The organism is Dokdonella sp., assembly GCF_049593775.1.
In the GTDB taxonomy this organism is placed as follows: domain Bacteria; phylum Pseudomonadota; class Gammaproteobacteria; order Xanthomonadales; family Rhodanobacteraceae; genus Dokdonella.
The window spans coordinates 1-16,224 of the sequence record NZ_JBAWHJ010000480.1 but is presented as its reverse complement, the minus strand read 5'-3'; the positions used below and the strand labels follow the sequence as shown (position 1 = coordinate 16,224).

The window sequence follows — 16,224 nt, the reverse complement described above, 5'->3', positions numbered from 1 at the left end:
TGATCAGCATTGCCTCAGGTCAGTGGGGCTCATCGATTTTCACCGTCGTGGTTTCCAGCGCTGGTGCCGGCATTTCCCCGGTCAGCTTGAGGATGCCGTGGCGTATGTCACGGCTCAGGATGACCTTTGATTCCCTGACCAGGTCTTCAAGACCGGCATCGAAGTCGAGCTTGTTGTTCGCATCAGCCCAGATCACCCGCCGCTCACGCAGTTTCTGGATGAATCCGCGGAACAGCGAACGGTCGAAAAATTCCGGCGCATTGAGCTGATGTAGCAGCGACAGGCGCTGGGCAGTCAGCGAGCAGAGGTTTTCGAGTTCGGCAGCTGACAGCGTGCCGCGACCATTGCTGACCAGCAAGGCCAGGGTGATGTAATAGCGCTCGACGGCCTGCAGCAGGCTATGCGACATGACCCTGAGCTGGAATGCGCTGTCGCTCTGGCCCGGAGCGCGTTCGATGACGCGGCCATCGCCGTCGCTTTCAAGCAATCCCCGCGAAACCATGAAATCCAGCGAGGCACGAAGCCGCTCGCTGAATTCGTCCTGGTTCCAGGGCAGGAACAGCTCGGCCTGGATAAACGGATAGATCAGTTTGCCGAGGCGCAGCAAGGTGGCACGACTCATGCGCCGATTGTTGAGGAAGCAGCACGCAATCCATGCACCGGCGACAAATACATGCTGGACGTTGTTGCGGAAATACGAGAGCAGCACGGCATTGTCGCCCTCGGTCATCAGTACGTCACCGAGCGGATGCTTGACTCGTCGTATCCATTCCATCGATTCGCCATAGGCGATGATTTCGGCAGGCGTCTTTTCCGTGATGGTGACGCGATCGCCATACGGCAGCGAAATCAGCAGGTCCTTGGACAGTTCGATCTGGGCGAGCAGGTCGGCTTCGGCCATGGCGTGCTTGGGCATGGCCAGCAGGGCCAGGGCGAGAAGGTTGATCGGATTCACGTCGACCGCGCGATTGATGTTGGCCTGGATGCGATCGGCCAGCGTATCCACAGCACTGCCAAGCCATTCCGGCTTGGCATCGGGCTTTTCCGTCGACGCACGCCAATCCGGTGCAACCTCGTCGAGCAAGGCGGCCAGGTCGATCGGTTCGCCGAAATTGATCGTGACCTTGCCGTAGTGCTGGCGCAATACGCCGAACGCGCGCAACAGGCCGAGCCAGGACTCCTTTTCCTTCGGTTTGCCGGACAGTTCGCCGATGTAGGATTTACCTTCCATCAACTTTTCATAACCGAAGTAGACCGGTTGGAACATGACAGGACGACGCGATTCACGCAGGAAGCTGCGCAAGGTCATCGCCAGCATGCCGCTGCGGGGTGTCAGCAAGCGTCCGGTGCGTGAGCGACCGCCTTCGATGAAATATTCGAGCGCAACGCCCCGCGCGAACAGTTGGCTGACATACTCGGTGAATACAGCCGAATACAGCGCATTCGACTTGAAGCTTCGGCGCAGGAAGAACGCGCCACCACGGCGCAATATCGAACCCAGTCCCGGCAGGTTCAGATTCACGCCCGCGGCGATGTGTGGCGGCACCAGGCCGTTCTGGTAAAGGGTGTAGCTGAGCAGCAGGTAGTCGACGTGGCTGCGATGGCAGGGAACATAGATCACTTCGTGTCCCGGTGCGACTGCGCGCAACTTGTCGAAGTGGTGCATGACGACACCGTCGTAAAGCTTGTTCCACAGGGCGATCAGCATGAACGAGATCGAGCGCACTACCGTATGCGAATAGTCGGCTGCGATTTCGAGCGCGTAGCCACGCGCACGGTTCCGGATCAGGTCGACGCGTGCCTTTTCCTTGGCAGCGACGACATCGATGGCCTGGCGTACCGAATCGGCATCTACCACCGCATCCACGACCGTTCGCTTGTGCGAAAGATCGGCTCCGATGATGGTGGTTCGCGTCAATCGGAAGTGCACGCGCAATACGCGGGAAAGCTTGCGCACACTGCGTTCCAGCGGCACGTCGCCCTGCTCGGCGAGGGTCTCGCTGAGCGAAACCGGCGCAGAGAACTGCACGATGGTGTCGCGGCCGTTGAGCAGGATCGCAAGCAGGCGCCGGAAGCGCCCGACCACAACCCAGTTCTCCGCGAACAGGACGCTGAACCAGCCCGATTGGCGGTCCGGCGCTCGTCCGACGAAGATTGAAACGGGGACGAGGCGAATGTCGTCCTGGGTCCCGGCACTGACCAGTTCGGCCAGTTGACTCAGGGTTTCCGAGCGCGAGGGATGCGCGCGCGTGCGGAACATGCTCGGACGTGGCGTCAGCGCAATGATGGCGCGCGTACGCTTGATTGGCAGCTTGCCTGCCGCTTCATACGGCGATGGCAATTCTGCCTCGCGGCAGGCCTGTTCAAGTATCAGCGTGTCGGAAAGGCCGTAGCGTTCCACGACATAAACCGTGGGTACGCCGTCATCCGGAAGCAGTTGCTGCGGATCCTTGGGCTCGCGACGAATCCGGATCCATGGGCGCAGCAGGGCACCGAACAGGTTCAGCCACATGGGGCCTCGCGCTGAAGGGTCGGGCGTGCGATGCAATGGAAGTTTCTGCTGCATGTGTGCTGTAGCCGGCTACTCCGAACCCGCATTATTCATGAGGGCCGACGATGATCACGCGTGGCCCGCACATGATCTTGTCGGGCTGGCGTCGAAGTTTCCTGCCTTGCCCGTCAGTCTTCGACTGCCGGCGCGTCGACCGCGCCATTGGCGGCCTGCTCGGCCTTCTGTTCCCTGATCTTCTCGATCGTGTCCTTGCCATACCAGCGATCGTCGATACGGACCATCTCGGTGGTGGTTTCAAGCGGTGTTCCGAGCAACTCGTAGGAGACCTTCAGGCTGGCCGACTCGTCCGTGCTGGACAGCACTTCGATCTTGACCGTCGAAAGAGTCTGGTCGATCGAGAAACCATAGACATCAAACACCTTCTTCAAGCCGGCAAAAGCGGTGTTGAATTTCGGCGCAGCTTGCTCGTAGTTGAGCGCGCGGGCTTCCTCGAGGGTCTTGATGTTGATCGACTTCGCCGTTTCGGAAACAGCCGTCAAAGCCTGTTTGACCAGCGCAGGATCCGTGAATCGGGTTTCCTTGACCCACTTCGACAAGGCGTCGATGACGTTGTCGGCTTGTTCCTTTTCGCTGTTGGAAAGGCTCTGGCTCTGCCTCACAAGGCCGTGCAGATAGCTATTGCCCATGTCGACCATGCTCGGAATCTGCTTCTGGTACTGCGCGTCGAACTGGCGAATGTCGGGTTCGAACTCTGCGTACAGGGTTTCAACCGCATTCTCGGCGGTCAGTTTCTTCATGGTCTCTTCGAACTGCGCGCGCTCGTCGGCTGTTGGCGCGGCCTGGTCCTTGCGCTGGTTCCATTCAGTCTTGACCCGCGCGAATTCTTCCGGAGGCAGCATGTGTTCGATCAGGCCAGCCACGTCACTCTGGCGCACCAGTTCGACGGAGCGCTGCACGGTTTGCGCGGGGCCTGCATTTCCACCCGCACCGTCGCTTGCCGAGTCTCGGTTGCAGGCCGCGGCAGCCAGGGCCAGGATCGACAGCAGGGTCATTCGTGCAAGCGTCTTGAACATGGATCTTCCGCGAGTAAGTAAGGCGCGCACTCTAGCAGTCCGCTCCGCTCAGGTCAGCCGCCACAAGGCACGGGCCCGCTTTTTTGCGGGTCAGACCGCACACAACCCCGGCACACTTTGAGGAAAAGCGCCGTCTGGCTGGAATCGCGCTGGGGTCAAGGCAAAAGAAAACCCGGAAAACCAAGGTTGTCCGGGTCGAATCCGGCAAGGCCGGAGGGGGAAATTGTGCGTCGTTCTTTGCGGTGTGAACCTCGATCCCGTGTGGCCTGTGGGCCTGCAGCGGAATCCATGAGGCACATGTTACTTCCCCGTTATACCTAATGCAACACCTTAAGTATCATCCGTTAAAGCATTGATTTATAAGAATTCATGTACGTGAACTCATCAATCGGTCTTCAAGGCCCGGAGCTTCGCTTCGCGGCGTAGCTCTGCAGATTGGCTCCAGTCGTTGTTGAACAGGGCCGATTCCCAGTGCCCGTAAGTCGGATTGGGCAGGACGAACCAGCGTTCACCAATCCAGTCAAGATAAGGCGTGATCGACTCGGAGCGGCCCTCCCGGGTGTTGGCCATGACATCGATGAAATCGCCGAGCTGGTCGCCAAACTGCATCAGGACCCGATGGTCCCGCGATACCAGTTCGCGTCGACAGCTCTTGTCGCTTCCGTTCTGCTCGCAATTCGGGACAACGGTGCCCAGTCCGAGAAATACGTCCTGATCGTCGGCGATCGGGAAGCCGAGCTTGCGCAGATTGGCCAGCGTGGCATCGCCGAGATCCTGCGCGCGGTTGGAAAGATAGAAGACGGTTATGCCCTTGCTTGCCGCCAGTCGGGTAAATTCAAGAGCACCGGGCAGTCCCGAGGCGCTTTCCTCGCGGCACCACTCTGCCCAGGTGAACTCGTTGTAGCTTGATCCATTGATGACCAGGCGTGCCTGATACGGCGAGTTGTCGAGTACGGTCTCGTCGATGTCCAGGATCACGGCGGGCTTGAGCGCAGGCGGGCGCTGCCCCTTTCGTTCGTTGACGGCGAGCGCCTCCCATTCGGGATCAGCGAGTGCACGATCAAGCTGATGTCCGGCGTTTCGATAGGCCTGACGGTAGATCATGTCGCGCTCGACTGCCGTCTGCGTCCACGCCACCGCATTCAGATTGTCATTCGGACCGGGAAGTTGAACGTGTGCTGCTGGTTCGGCACTGGAGGGTGAAGCAGGACTGCTGCCCGATCGCACGGGCGTTCCGCCGCAGGCAGTGAGCAACAGGGCGGAAAACAGGGCTGCAGGGACAAGCTTCAACATGCAATGACTCCGAAACTGGCGTGAGGAATTGGGGCAACGCCGTTCAAGTGGCGTCACCGTGCAACATATTTACCGAAGTCTACGACAAGCCCATGACCATCCGGACTGGCAAAGCGTCGCTGCGACTGACAGACTGCGCGCCGGCCTTCGTGGACTGATTGCACATGCCGCTTCCTTCAACGCTTTTCCAGACACGGGTTGTCCAGTCCAGTTATGTGCTTGCCGCGTTGTCGCTGTTTCTCGTTCTGCATCTTCATCTGTTGCCGGTGCTCATTGCGGGGCTGCTCGTCTACGCGCTGGTCAATGCGCTGGCACCATCGCTGCAGAGGCATTTCCCCGGCACGCGGGCGCACTGGCTGGTGGTCGCCCTGCTGGCCTTTGTCGTGGTCGGCCTGCTGACTGCAGCCATTGCCGGTGGCCTCGCCTATCTGGGATCCGAGCACGGAAATCCCAGCCTGCTATTCGAGCGACTCACGCCGGTGGTCGAGCGCGCCCGCGATCAGTTGCCAGCCATCATCGTCAACCACTTGCCCGACAACTCGGAGCAGATCCGGGAAGCCGTGATGGGTTGGCTGCGCGAGCACGCCGCACAACTGCAACTGGCAGGAAAGAACGCTGCGCGCGTGATCGTGCACCTGCTGATCGGCATGGTCCTGGGTGCCATGCTGTCGTTGCAGACGGCGCTTGCGCAGAGTTCGGATGGCCCGCTCGCCACGGCGTTGAATACGCGCTGCGTCAATCTCGTCACGGCATTCCACGACATCGTCTTCGCCCAGTTCAAGATTTCCGCGCTCAATACCTTGTTCACGGCAATCTTCCTGCTCATCGTGCTGCCGCTGTTCGGGGTCAACCTGCCGCTGGCCAAGACTCTGGTCGTAGCCACGTTTGTTTGCGGCCTGCTTCCGGTGCTGGGCAACCTGATCTCGAACACGCTGATCTTCGTCATCGGCCTTTCCGTCTCGCTTTGGGTCGCCATCGCGTCGCTGACCTTCCTGGTCGTCATCCACAAACTCGAGTACTTCCTCAATGCGCGCATCATCGGCGGGCAGATTCGTGCACGTGCCTGGCAACTCCTGATTTCGATGCTGGTCATGGAAGCGTCGTTCGGCATTGCCGGACTGATTGCCGCACCGATCTACTACGCCTACCTGAAACGGGAGCTCGAACAGGCCAAGCTGATCTAGTGAAGGCCGGATCAGTTTCCGCACGTGCCGAGCCCGGTCAGTCCTGATCGGAAGTAGCCAGCGCAGATCAGCCGTTCGAGATTGTTCCTGGACTGGCCGAGCGCGTGCATCGGAGGCGAACCGTCCGGATTCTCCGCGTACGGCGTTCCCGTGCAGGGACTTCAGTCTTCGAACAGTGCCGTCAGCTTGGCCAGGCTTGAACTGGCGACTTCCTTGCGCTGCACTTCATCCTGTTCCGCATCGCGGCCGGACCAGTGCAGGTCGGTCGCAGGAAGCTCGGCCAGGAACCGACTCGGATCGTTGGCTATGATCTCGCCAAAGCGCCGCTTGCGGCGGGCGAAGCTCAAGGCAAGCTGCTCCTTGGCCCGGGTAATGCCGACATACATCAGACGACGTTCCTCTTCGAGGCGACCTTCCTCGATGCTGGCTTCATGCGGAAAAGAGCCTTCTTCCACGCCGACGATGAAGACGTAGCGGAATTCGAGGCCCTTGGCCGAGTGCAGTGTCATCAGGCGCACCGCATTGCCGGGATCATCCCGGTCGCCATGGGTCAGCAAGGCCAGTTGCGCGGCAAGATCACCAGCGCTGCCTTCCTTCTGCATGGCCTTGAACCACTCGCCCAGTTCATTGAGGTTTTCCAGGCGGCGCGCGCGCAAGCCCGGCTCCTTGTATTGCGCAGCGACATGCGCCGCATAGCCGATGCGCTCCATCAACTCGTCGACGAGGTCCGACGCCGACTTGCGCTCGGCCGAACGGGCGAGCTCACGAACGAGTGCAACGAATCCGGCCAGCGCTGACGCCGGACGGGGCGACAGCTCGGCGAGAACGGAATCATTCTGCGCGGCGCGGAACATCGAGACATGGCGAGCACCTGCCGCATGGCCCAGCTTTTCCAGCGAGGTGGCGCCAATATCGCGTCGCGGAACATTGACGATGCGCAGGAATGCCGCATCGTCATCGGGGTTGTTGACCAGTCGCAGGTAGGCGAGCAGGTCCTTGACCTCGGCGCGATCGAGGAACGCCGTGCCGCCGGTCAGGTGATAAGGCACTCGCGCGATCCGCATGGCTTTTTCCAGCGCGCGCGACTGATGGTTGCCGCGGTAGAGCACGGCGAATTCATTCCAGCGCGCCTTGTGCTTCTCGGCCAGGTGCGCGATTTCCGCAGCCACTCTTTCCGCTTCGTGTTCGTCGTCCTTGCACTCGAGCACACGAATCGGTGCACCTTCGGCACGATCGCTCCACAGCTTTTTCTCGAACAGGTGGTCATTGTTGGCGATCAGCGTATTGGCCACGCGAAGGATGCGCTTGCCGCAGCGGTAATTCTGTTCGAGCTTGATGACCTTGAGTTTCGGATAATCCGTGGATAGCAGGCCTAGATTTTCCGGATTCGCGCCACGCCAGGCATAGATGCTCTGGTCGTCATCACCGACCGCCGTGAACATGCCACGTTCCCCGGCCAGTGCGCGCACCAGCCGGTACTGTGCGGTATTGGTGTCCTGGTATTCGTCGAGCAGCAGATAGCGGATCCGCTCCTGCCAGTTTGCACGAGCCTCGTCATCGTTCTCGAGGATCTGCAGCGGCAGGCGGATCAGGTCGTCGAAATCCACCGCATTGAAAGCCCCCAGCCGCTTCTGGTACGCAGCATAGATCGCCGCGGCCTCCTGTTCGCGCGTGCCTGCGGCGGCCTGCCCCGCCTGTTCCGGCGTCATGCCTTCGTTTTTTGCCCGTGACACCAGTGATTGCAGCGCCCATAGCGCATCGTTCTTGATGCCTTTCGGAGAAAGATCCTTGATCAGGCCCTGACTGTCATCGGCATCCAGTACGGAAAAGCCGCGACGCAGTCCCGCTCGCGCATGCTCGAGTTGCAGGAACTTGAGGCCCAGTGCATGGAAGGTGGAAACGGTCAGGCCTTCCGCGGCCGGTCCCTGGATCAGCTTGCCGACGCGCTCGCGCATCTCGCGCGCTGCCTTGTTGGTAAACGTGATCGCGGCAATCTTCGAGGCAGCCAGATGCTTGTGCCGCACAAGGTGCACGATCTTTTCTGTGATCACCCGCGTCTTGCCTGAACCGGCGCCGGCGAGGACCAGCAGCGGACCATCGCAGTACTCGACGGCGGCGCGTTGTTGGGGGTTGAGCATGTGGAGCCGGGATTCGGGAGTGGGGGATTCGCAGGGGCGCGATTCGCCATTGTCGCGCAGGTTGGCTTGGTTCGTCATTCGTCGAATGAGCAATCCGCAGAAGCTGTGCGAAACTGTGACGCATCAAGATCGAATCCCGACTATCGAGTCCCGAATCCCGGCACCACCATGGCCAAACTCTATTTCTATTACTCGGCCATGAATGCCGGCAAGACCACGATGCTGCTGCAGAGTGCATACAACTATCATGAGCGCGGCATGCGTACCCGGATCCTGACACCGAAGCTCGACAATCGGGCAGGCGAGGGCGTGGTTGCGTCGCGGATCGGGCTCAAGGCCGAGGGCCTGCGGTTCGAGCGCGAGGACGACCTGCTGGCGCTGATTGATGCGGATTTCGCCGCACATGGCAAGCTCGATTGCGTGCTGGTCGATGAAGCGCAGTTCCTCAGCAAGGCGCAGGTCTGGCAACTGAGCGATGTGGTCGACAAGCGTGGCATTCCGGTGCTGGCTTATGGGTTGCGCACGGATTTCCGCGGCGAACTGTTCGAGGGCAGCCAGTATCTGCTCGCCTGGGCCGATCATCTCGACGAAATCAAGACGATCTGCCACAGCGGTGCCAAGGCAACCATGGTCGTGCGGGTCGATGAGCATGGGCGTGCCCTGACCGATGGGCCGCAGGTGGAGATCGGTGGCAACGAACGCTATGTGTCAGTCAGTCGCGCCGAGTTCAAGAAGATCGTCGCCGGCGATGGTCGAATTGAATTGCAGCAGCCGAAGCTGGCGTTGTAGTTGACAAAACAACCGCAGAAAGCGGCGTCAGCCGCGATGCGTTTGCTCCAGATGCCGAACGAAGAGCATCGCGGCTGAAGCCGCTTCCTACGACGGAATGGATTCACCTCTGACACGTCACGCAATAATATGTCGAACGCTGGCCCAGCGTGATCGAGCGGATCGTTGAACCGCAATTGCGGCATGCTTCTCCGGCACGGCCATAGACATACAGTTCCTGCTCGAAGTATCCGGGAACGCCGTCTGGGGAAATGAAGTCGCGCAGGGTGGTTCCGCCGCGCTGGATCGCGTATTCGAGAATCCGCCGGATCGCGTCGGCAAGCAGGCCATGGCGAGCCCGGGAAACCGATCCGGCCTTGCGACGGGGATGGATGCCTGCGGCGAACAAGGCCTCGGCCGCGTAGATGTTGCCGACACCGACCACGATGGCCTGGTCCATGATGAAGGTCTTTACCGAAGCCGATCGTCCGCGCGACAAGCCCCACAGATAGTCGCCATCGAAGTTGTCGCCCAGAGGCTCCGGTCCAAGGCTGGCGAGGAGCGTGTGCGTACTGCCGAGTGGCTGCCAGAGCAGGCTGCCGAAGCGGCGTGGATCGGTGAAGCGCAACAGGCGTCCGGAATCCAGCTGCCAGTCGTAGTGGTCATGCTTGCCGGGCGGTGTCCCTGTATCGAGCACACGCAGGCTGCCTGACATGCCGAGATGCATCAGGGCGCTGCCCGAGACCGTGTGCACCAGCAGGTACTTGGCACGACGCTCGATCGCATCGATGCGCAGTCCGGGCAAGGTCCTGATCAGATTCGCAGGAATTGGCCAGCGCAGCCGCGGCTGGCGAATCACGAGTTTCGAGACGCGCTGTCCGATCAGGTGGGGCGCGATGCCACGGCGCGTGGTTTCAACTTCGGGCAGTTCTGGCATGGCCTTGTGCGCTCAGGGCTGGGCGCCGATGGCGTCGCCCAGCAGTTTGGGCAACAGCGCAGGATCGAGCTCGAATCCGAGTGTGGGCTCGGTACGCCAGGCGATCGCAAGGTCGTTGCCGCGGTCGAGCCGATAGATCAGTACCGAACCATCGTCGAGACCGAGTTCGACCTGCGTCATGCTCAATGCTGGCAAAACGTCGCCAGCGGAACGGATGCGCCTGGCGACAACTGCCGCCCATTCATCCACCAGTCCATCACGTTCAATGCCGTCGATGCTGACCCGCTCCAATACGGAACCGCGAGGAACAAGTTGCCGGTCGAGTTCGCTTTCGGGTGTAGCGGCGAGAAACGGGCTGAAGCGGTCGGGCAGCATGGCGACGACATCTCCTTTGCGTATGTAGCGGTCGCCACGCAAGGCATCCGTCATGCCGATGTCGAAATGCTGATCGTCGAGTTCGAGCGTCATCAATGGCGGGTCAAGGCCAATCTTGCCGGCATCAAGTTCACTCAATGGCCGACGCAGTCGCACTGGCGAGGAGGCAATTCCGACTATGCGTTCGACCATGGCGTCATCGGCCGGTAGCGCATAGGGTTCGAGCATCTGCCAATGCCCGTCGCGCCGTTCGAAGCGACGCTCGGTACAGACCTGGCAACTCGCTGCAACACGCTGGATCCTGGCCGGATCGAGATCGCTTAGCGGTGGTTCAAAGCCGGCGGTTTCCTCGCCGACTTGCCAATAGACGGCGGCACCGAGCAGGCTGGCAGTGACCAGCAGAATCAGGTTGGTTCGGGTTGCTCGCTGCATCAGCGCCTGCGCCGCCGATAGCGGATCAGCAGTCCGCTGGCGAGCAGCAGCAGCGGTACGCCGAGCAGGAATCCGAAGCCAATGATGGCCAGTGTCGAATCGGACAGGCTGATCTCGCGGTCCTCGGCCGGCCGTTCGACCACATTGATCAGGGCATCATCGGCAAGCAGCCAGTCAAAGATGCGCGTGCCCAGTTCCCGGTTGCCGCCGTTGCCGAGAAAACTGTTGGAAAGAAAGTCACCGTCGCCGATCACCACGACACGCTGTTCATTTTCACCGGGCTTGGGTGACAATCGTGAAAGAGCGAAACCGAAATCCAGCGGTCCCGATATTTCGCCGTCGATACCGTCATAGCGTATCGATCCTTCGGGCTCGCCTGGTTTCGGGATATGTCCGGTCTCGTTCCAGGATTGCGCCGAGCTTTGCACGATCGGTTTGAAATCCCAGCGCGGTGGCGCCAACTGCGCAATGGCGACCGGTTGCGGGAACAGCGTGCCAAGATCGAATGCCTGGACGATTGCATGGTCCGGGTACCGGCTGACTGCAACGAAACTGGGATCATCGATTCCGAAAGCCTGGCTCGCTCCGTCGACAACGACGCCGGGCAAGATCTGAATCGACAGCGCCTCGGCCAGTGCATCGAGACCGTTTGTTTCCTCGGGCTCCAGCAGCCACAACAGGTTTCCACCGCGTTCGAGATAGTCGACGACTTCCATCGCGGCAGGTCCGGCGAGGGCGACGCGCGGATTGGCAATCACCAGCAGGTCGACGTTGTCGGGAACCCTGCCCGTATTCGCCAGGGCCAGATTCAGGCTGACCACGCCGCGTTGCTTCAGGGCAGCGCCGAACTGGCCCAGATCGGCGTTGGCAACGCCATCGGGCCGGCGCTCACCTTCGCCTTCGAGGAAAGCGACCAGACGCTCACGCGCACGTGAAAGGCGTAGCAGGGCGCTGCTCAATTCGCCTTCGCTGAGCACCTTGAGCCGTTCGCTGCGTCCCTCATAGCGAATCTCGATCTCTCCGTCGATCTGCACGCCGAGTTCGCGAATTGCAGTTGGATCGGCATCCGGGTCGATGAATTCAAGGCCGAGGTCCGGTTTGATCCTCTGGTAGCGACCAATGAAGTCCGAAATGGTCTTGCGCAGGTTGCCTTGCGGGCGTGCGTAGGAAACGATTTCGACCGGGCCGTCCAGCGACGCCAGCATGCGCACGGATTCATCGCCGAGGCTGGCGCGTTGCATGCGGCTGAAATCATGCACGAAGCCGTAGCGCGTGCTGAGGAAGCCGATGAGCAGCGCGATGCCGACCAACAGCACTATGTGGATCAGGTTGTTCAGACGTTCGCGCATCGCTCAGTCCGGCCTGTTCGTGAATGCGCGTGATGATCGAGGGTGTGTGTGATTCATGAATAGTCCGGACTAGCCCCGCGTCCGCAGGCTGTCGAGGCGGCGTGCTGCGAACAACAAGGCCAACGTCGTCAGCAGCAGGAAGTAGATGATATCGATGCTTGCCACCAGCCCGTGGAAGAACGGCTCCAGGTGGGTCGACATCGAGAGCCAGTTGATCAGCGCATTGTCGATGCCCTGGAAGCGTGCCCCCATGTCGAGCATGGCAAGCAGGCTGCCGATGATCAGTGCAGCCGTTGCCGCGAGCACGGGATGTGCGGTCCACGCCGAGCACAATACGCCAATGGCGGTAAGGCTCATGGCGTAGAGCAGCAAGCCCGTCGCGATGGCGGCCAATCGACCAAGATCAAGATCAGTGCCGAACTGCAGCGACAGTGGCATCAGCAGGGCGAGCAGGATGATCAATGCCACCAGTGCGAGCGCGCCGAGGAGTTTTCCGGTCACGATGTTCAGGCTGCTGATCCCTGCGGACTGCAGTAGCGGCAGGGTATGTGCGCGTCGCTCGCCTGCCAGGGTCTGCATGGTCGCCAGCGGCACGATCAACATCAGCATTCCTGACAGGGCGCGCAGCAGGGGTACGGCAATCAGGTCCGTTGCACCTTGTGAATTCGCTACCGCATCGAGCTTCGGAGCGATGCGCAGATAGGCATCGAATGCGATCAGGAATTGCCAGGCAAGGAGTGCGCAAGCCAGGGCCAGCAGGATCCAGGCGAAGGGCTGCAGGAATTGCCGCCTGAGGTCGTTCGTGGCGATCAGCCCCAGCGTCTTCATGCGGCTTCCTCGGCGTGCTTCGTTTCGCCTGCAATGCGCACGAAAACCTGCTCGAGCACGTTGTTGTCGCCACGCAGTTCCTGCAATCCGAAACCCCGTTCGCCAATGGCTTTGGCCAAGTCGCCGGCCTGCGCGCCTTCCTTCAGGGCAATCCGCCAGCGACCTGCGTCATCGGGTTCAGCATGGGCGACCACGTCCATTTTCATCCAGTCATCGCGCGACAGCGACCGCTCGACGCGCACGAGGACGGCTGCTCCGGCATCCATTTCAGACAGGTTTGCGGAGTGCCGCAGGCGCCCATGATGCAGGATCGCAACTCGGTCGCAGCAGGCCAGTACGTCCGACAGGACGTGCGTGGAAAGCACGACTGCATGGGTGTCGGCGAGATTGTGGATCAGTTCGCGCAGGCGCAAGGCCTGGATCGGATCAAGCCCTGATGCCGGTTCATCGAGCACGATCAGATCCGGCTCATGGACGATGGCCTGAGCCAGGCCAACGCGTTGGCGGAAGCCCTTTGAAAGCAAGCTGGTCAGGCGTCGGCGCATGTCGCCGAGTTCGCAGCGTTCGATCGCGCGTTCGACTGCGGCGCAGACGGCCTGCGGCTTGATGCCATGCAGGCGAGCGCAAAAGCGCAGGTATTCCTCGACGCTGAGCTCCGCATACAGGGGCGGATCTTCTGCAAGGTAGCCAATCTGCTTCTGGCCGAGCTCCGGGTGCGCATACAGATCCAGTTCGCCGAGTCTGATTATTCCGGTTGTGGGTGCCAGCAGGCCCGACATCATGCGCAAGGTAGTCGACTTGCCAGCACCATTGACGCCGAGCAGGCCCAGCACTTCGCCGCGCCGGATACGGATATCCAGGCCTTTGACGATCGTGCGCCCGGATAACTGGCGGCTGACCTGATCCAGGGAAAGTACGGGTGGTGATTCATTCATGCCGCGCGGATTGTTCCGGCTATGGCCACTGAGGGCAAGGGTGGAGGCGGCTGGAAGCTTCGCTTGTGACCATCATGCCACGCGCGGAAAACAAAAAACCCGCCAGTAGGCGGGCTTTTGTTGAACATTGGTATCAAGAGCTGGACCCCGGCCTGCGCCGGGGTGAAGCATTGGCAAAGCCACGCGCTGTGCGCGTGGGTCAACTTCAGGAAACAAAAAACCCGCCAGGAGGCGGGCTTTTGTTGAACTGAAGGATCAAGAACTGGACCCCGGCCTGCGCCGGGGTGAAGCATTGACAAAGCCGTGCGCGTTGCGCACGGGTCAATGCTTCACTTGATCTTGGCTTCCTTGTAGGCCACGTGCTTGCGGATGACGGGATCGTATTTCTTGATCTCCATCTTGTCGGGCGTGGTCTTCTTGTTCTTGTCGGTCGTGTAGAAATGGCCGGTGCCAGCAGAGGACACGAGGCGGATCTTGTCGCGCTTGGATGCCATGATTCGATACTCCTCAGATCTTCTGGCCGCGCGCACGCAGCTCGGCAATGACTACTTCGATACCCTTCTTGTCGATGGTGCGCAGACCATGGCTCGAAACCTTGAGCTTGATCCAGCGATTCTCACCGGCGACCCAGAAGCGGCGCTCGTGAAGGTTCGGCAGCCAGCGGCGCCGGCTCTTGTTGTTGGCGTGTGAAACATTATTACCGGACTGAAAACTCTTTCCGGTGACTTGGCATACCTTGGACATGCGAACCTCGTCATTATCGGTTACCGACCTTGGCCAGGACGGAAGCGGCCCAGCGGCGACATTGCGCCACACGATGCTGGAAGCGCCTCGGCTATGCGACAGAAGGGTCGTGTACCGTGATCTGCCCATCCACGAAAGCGTGGAAATGGCCGAAGCGAGCCGCGCTTTATAGCCTAATCCGAGCCATCTGGCAACACTACGGTCAGCTCTCCGGCGGGATGCCGGGGCTTCATCTCGCTTGCGATGCTCGCTCTTCAAGAATTTCCTTCTCCCCCCGGGAGGTGCCCGCAGGGCGGATGAGGGTACGCGCGGAGCGGGATGTCGAGGTTGCCACGGACTCTCATCCGGCGCTTTGCGCCACCTTCCCCCGAGCGGAGAAGAAGCCAACCGCGCAGGCTGGCGCGGTTTGGAAAATACCCCTTCAGACTTCCTCGGTCTCCGTGCGCTTCGAGCGCCGGATCAGCCAGGCAACACCGCGCAAGTCGGAGATGCCGACGATGGCCCGGTTGAGGTTGTTGTACTTGGATACCCCGGACCCGCGCTCCCGATGGTTGACCGGCACGCTTCTGACCTGCCAGCCAGCCCGCTGCATCAGGGCCGGCAGATAACGGTGCATATGGTCGAAATAGGGCAGGTCGAGGAATGCGGCGCGCTCGAACAGCTTGATGCCGCAGCCGGTGTCGGGTGTTTCGTCCTGCAGCAGTCGGCTACGGATGGCATTGGCCAGCCGCGAAGCCAGCCGCTTGCTGCCGGTGTCCTTGCGCTCGACGCGCCAGCCCGCGAACAGCTTGATTGCATCGGTTGATTCGTCGCGCATGGCCAGCAGCTTCGGGATGTCGGCAGGATCGTTCTGTCCATCACCATCTAGCGTTGCGATCCAGGCTCCGCGCGCGGCCTTGATGCCATTGCGCACGGCCGTGCTCTGGCCGCATTGCGCAAGGTGGCGGATGACACGCAATTCGGGATTTTCGGACTTGGCGGACGTCAGCACGGCCAGGGTGTCGTCCTTGCTCGCGTCGTCGACATAGACGATTTCGAAGTCCGTCGTGCCGCGCAGTGCCGCGGTGATCTCGTTGATCAGCGGCAGGACATTGTCGCGCTCATTGAAAACCGGCACGACGACCGAAAGCTGGGGCATGACCCGGATCCTGTGGTTGCGATGCCGGTTGATGCGATGGCGAGCCGGCGAGATTCGCCATTATCGCCGATTCGAAGAACGATCCCAAAGCGATGCGGCTGCCGGATGCTCTTTCGTGCTGGCCCTTCTGAATTCTTGACTCGTCTCGAGATTGCGAAAAAAGCATCACGGCTGCTTTCAACAGCCGAATGGCTGGTCAAGCCGTTTCCTGCGAAAAGAGTACTAGCGAATCCTGCCGAGGATACCTTCGAGCTCGTCCACGCTGTGGTACTGGATGACGACTTTTCCGCGTCCGCCGCGGCCATGGTTGATGGCGACGGGCGCGCCCAGTTTTTCAGCCAGCTCGGTTTCCAGGGACACGATGTCGGCATCGCGTTTCGGTTTGGCAGGCTTGCCCTTTGGCAATTCGGTGGCGTTGCGCACCGCTTCTTCGAGTTGGCGAACCGACCATTCCTGATCGACGGCCTTGCCGGCCAGCGCGATTGCGCGTCCCGCAGGCAAGGTGAGCAGAGCACGTG

The 16,224-nt window shown here is 60.8% G+C and carries 14 protein-coding genes and 1 pseudogene; 2 read left to right on the top strand and 13 right to left on the bottom strand.

Annotation, left to right across the window (positions count from 1 at the left end):
- Positions 1-19: 19 nt before the first annotated feature.
- The 3 genes from plsB to WBP53_RS16680 form a co-directional block, all read right to left on the bottom strand.
- Positions 20-2,566 carry a glycerol-3-phosphate 1-O-acyltransferase PlsB gene (plsB, locus tag WBP53_RS16690; RefSeq protein WP_423930880.1) on the bottom strand — a complete coding sequence of 849 codons (2,547 nt, stop codon included), beginning with the start codon at positions 2,564-2,566 and terminating at the stop codon, positions 20-22.
- Between the two features lie 113 nt (positions 2,567-2,679).
- Entirely contained in the window at positions 2,680-3,585 is a 906-nt protein-coding gene (locus WBP53_RS16685) for a hypothetical protein (protein WP_423930879.1), read from the bottom strand.
- Positions 3,586-3,969: 384 nt separating this feature from the next.
- The gene (locus tag WBP53_RS16680; RefSeq protein ID WP_423930878.1) at positions 3,970-4,878 is read right to left on the bottom strand and encodes a 5'-nucleotidase, lipoprotein e(P4) family; all 909 of its coding nucleotides are present in this window, start codon (positions 4,876-4,878) and stop codon (positions 3,970-3,972) included.
- 164 nt (positions 4,879-5,042) lie between these two features.
- On the opposite strand from WBP53_RS16680, the gene WBP53_RS16675 reads away from it, so the two are divergent.
- Positions 5,043-6,062, top strand: coding sequence for an AI-2E family transporter (locus WBP53_RS16675; RefSeq protein ID WP_423930877.1), 1,020 nt, complete (start codon positions 5,043-5,045; stop codon positions 6,060-6,062).
- A gap of 161 nt (positions 6,063-6,223) precedes the next feature.
- On the opposite strand, the gene WBP53_RS16670 is transcribed toward WBP53_RS16675, so the two are convergent.
- Complete coding sequence (locus WBP53_RS16670; protein ID WP_423930899.1) at positions 6,224-8,200, bottom strand: UvrD-helicase domain-containing protein; 1,977 nt, start codon at positions 8,198-8,200, stop codon at positions 6,224-6,226.
- Positions 8,201-8,368: 168 nt separating this feature from the next.
- Between WBP53_RS16670 and WBP53_RS16665 the strand changes: the two genes are divergently transcribed.
- Complete coding sequence (locus WBP53_RS16665) at positions 8,369-8,989, top strand: thymidine kinase (RefSeq protein WP_423930876.1); 621 nt, start codon at positions 8,369-8,371, stop codon at positions 8,987-8,989.
- A gap of 103 nt (positions 8,990-9,092) precedes the next feature.
- Here the strand turns inward: WBP53_RS16665 and mutM are convergent, their stop codons facing one another.
- From mutM to WBP53_RS16620, 9 genes and pseudogenes are all read right to left on the bottom strand, one after another.
- Positions 9,093-9,905, bottom strand: a complete 813-nt coding sequence (gene mutM / locus WBP53_RS16660; RefSeq protein ID WP_423930875.1) for a bifunctional DNA-formamidopyrimidine glycosylase/DNA-(apurinic or apyrimidinic site) lyase — start codon at positions 9,903-9,905, stop codon at positions 9,093-9,095.
- A gap of 12 nt (positions 9,906-9,917) precedes the next feature.
- On the bottom strand, positions 9,918-10,712 hold the full coding sequence (locus WBP53_RS16655; protein WP_423930874.1) for a hypothetical protein: 795 nt from the start codon (positions 10,710-10,712) through the stop codon (positions 9,918-9,920).
- On the bottom strand, positions 10,712-12,061 hold the full coding sequence (locus WBP53_RS16650; protein WP_423930873.1) for a GldG family protein: 1,350 nt from the start codon (positions 12,059-12,061) through the stop codon (positions 10,712-10,714). Before WBP53_RS16650 ends, WBP53_RS16655 begins: the two co-directional genes overlap by 1 nt.
- A 69-nt stretch (positions 12,062-12,130) precedes the next feature.
- Complete coding sequence (locus tag WBP53_RS16645) at positions 12,131-12,889, bottom strand: ABC transporter permease (protein ID WP_423930872.1); 759 nt, start codon at positions 12,887-12,889, stop codon at positions 12,131-12,133.
- On the bottom strand, positions 12,886-13,824 hold the full coding sequence (locus WBP53_RS16640) for an ABC transporter ATP-binding protein (RefSeq protein ID WP_423930871.1): 939 nt from the start codon (positions 13,822-13,824) through the stop codon (positions 12,886-12,888). Before WBP53_RS16640 ends, WBP53_RS16645 begins: the two co-directional genes overlap by 4 nt.
- Positions 13,825-14,153: 329 nt before the next feature.
- A complete protein-coding gene (gene rpmG, locus WBP53_RS16635) occupies positions 14,154-14,318 on the bottom strand; it encodes a 50S ribosomal protein L33 (protein ID WP_371282213.1) in 165 nt (54 codons plus the stop codon).
- Between the two features lie 13 nt (positions 14,319-14,331).
- Positions 14,332-14,568 (bottom strand): 50S ribosomal protein L28, encoded by a 237-nt coding sequence (gene rpmB / locus WBP53_RS16630; RefSeq protein WP_423930870.1) that lies wholly within the window; start codon positions 14,566-14,568, stop codon positions 14,332-14,334.
- Between the two features lie 421 nt (positions 14,569-14,989).
- On the bottom strand, positions 14,990-15,706 hold the full coding sequence (locus tag WBP53_RS16625) for a glycosyltransferase family 2 protein (RefSeq protein WP_423930869.1): 717 nt from the start codon (positions 15,704-15,706) through the stop codon (positions 14,990-14,992).
- 222 nt (positions 15,707-15,928) lie between these two features.
- Positions 15,929-16,224, bottom strand: a pseudogene (locus WBP53_RS16620) (ParB/RepB/Spo0J family partition protein); the annotation flags it as partial.

Excerpts from the sequence above, each read along its gene's own strand:
- WBP53_RS16685 (WP_423930879.1), bottom strand. The coding sequence starts at position 3,585 with ATGTTCAAGACGCTTGCACGAATGACCCTGCTGTCGATCCTGGCCCTG.
- WBP53_RS16650 (WP_423930873.1), bottom strand. The coding sequence starts at position 12,061 with ATGCGCGAACGTCTGAACAACCTGATCCACATAGTGCTGTTGGTCGGC.
- WBP53_RS16675 (WP_423930877.1), top strand. The coding sequence starts at position 5,043 with ATGCCGCTTCCTTCAACGCTTTTCCAGACACGGGTTGTCCAGTCCAGT.
- WBP53_RS16670 (WP_423930899.1), bottom strand. The coding sequence starts at position 8,200 with ATGCTCAACCCCCAACAACGCGCCGCCGTCGAGTACTGCGATGGTCCG.
- mutM (WP_423930875.1), bottom strand. The coding sequence starts at position 9,905 with ATGCCAGAACTGCCCGAAGTTGAAACCACGCGCCGTGGCATCGCGCCC.
- WBP53_RS16640 (WP_423930871.1), bottom strand. The coding sequence starts at position 13,824 with ATGAATGAATCACCACCCGTACTTTCCCTGGATCAGGTCAGCCGCCAG.
- plsB (WP_423930880.1), bottom strand. The coding sequence starts at position 2,566 with ATGCAGCAGAAACTTCCATTGCATCGCACGCCCGACCCTTCAGCGCGA.
- WBP53_RS16645 (WP_423930872.1), bottom strand. The coding sequence starts at position 12,889 with ATGAAGACGCTGGGGCTGATCGCCACGAACGACCTCAGGCGGCAATTC.
- rpmB (WP_423930870.1), bottom strand. The coding sequence starts at position 14,568 with ATGTCCAAGGTATGCCAAGTCACCGGAAAGAGTTTTCAGTCCGGTAAT.
- WBP53_RS16680 (WP_423930878.1), bottom strand. The coding sequence starts at position 4,878 with ATGTTGAAGCTTGTCCCTGCAGCCCTGTTTTCCGCCCTGTTGCTCACT.
- WBP53_RS16625 (WP_423930869.1), bottom strand. The coding sequence starts at position 15,706 with ATGCCCCAGCTTTCGGTCGTCGTGCCGGTTTTCAATGAGCGCGACAAT.
- WBP53_RS16665 (WP_423930876.1), top strand. The coding sequence starts at position 8,369 with ATGGCCAAACTCTATTTCTATTACTCGGCCATGAATGCCGGCAAGACC.
- WBP53_RS16655 (WP_423930874.1), bottom strand. The coding sequence starts at position 10,712 with ATGCAGCGAGCAACCCGAACCAACCTGATTCTGCTGGTCACTGCCAGC.
- rpmG (WP_371282213.1), bottom strand. The coding sequence starts at position 14,318 with ATGGCATCCAAGCGCGACAAGATCCGCCTCGTGTCCTCTGCTGGCACC.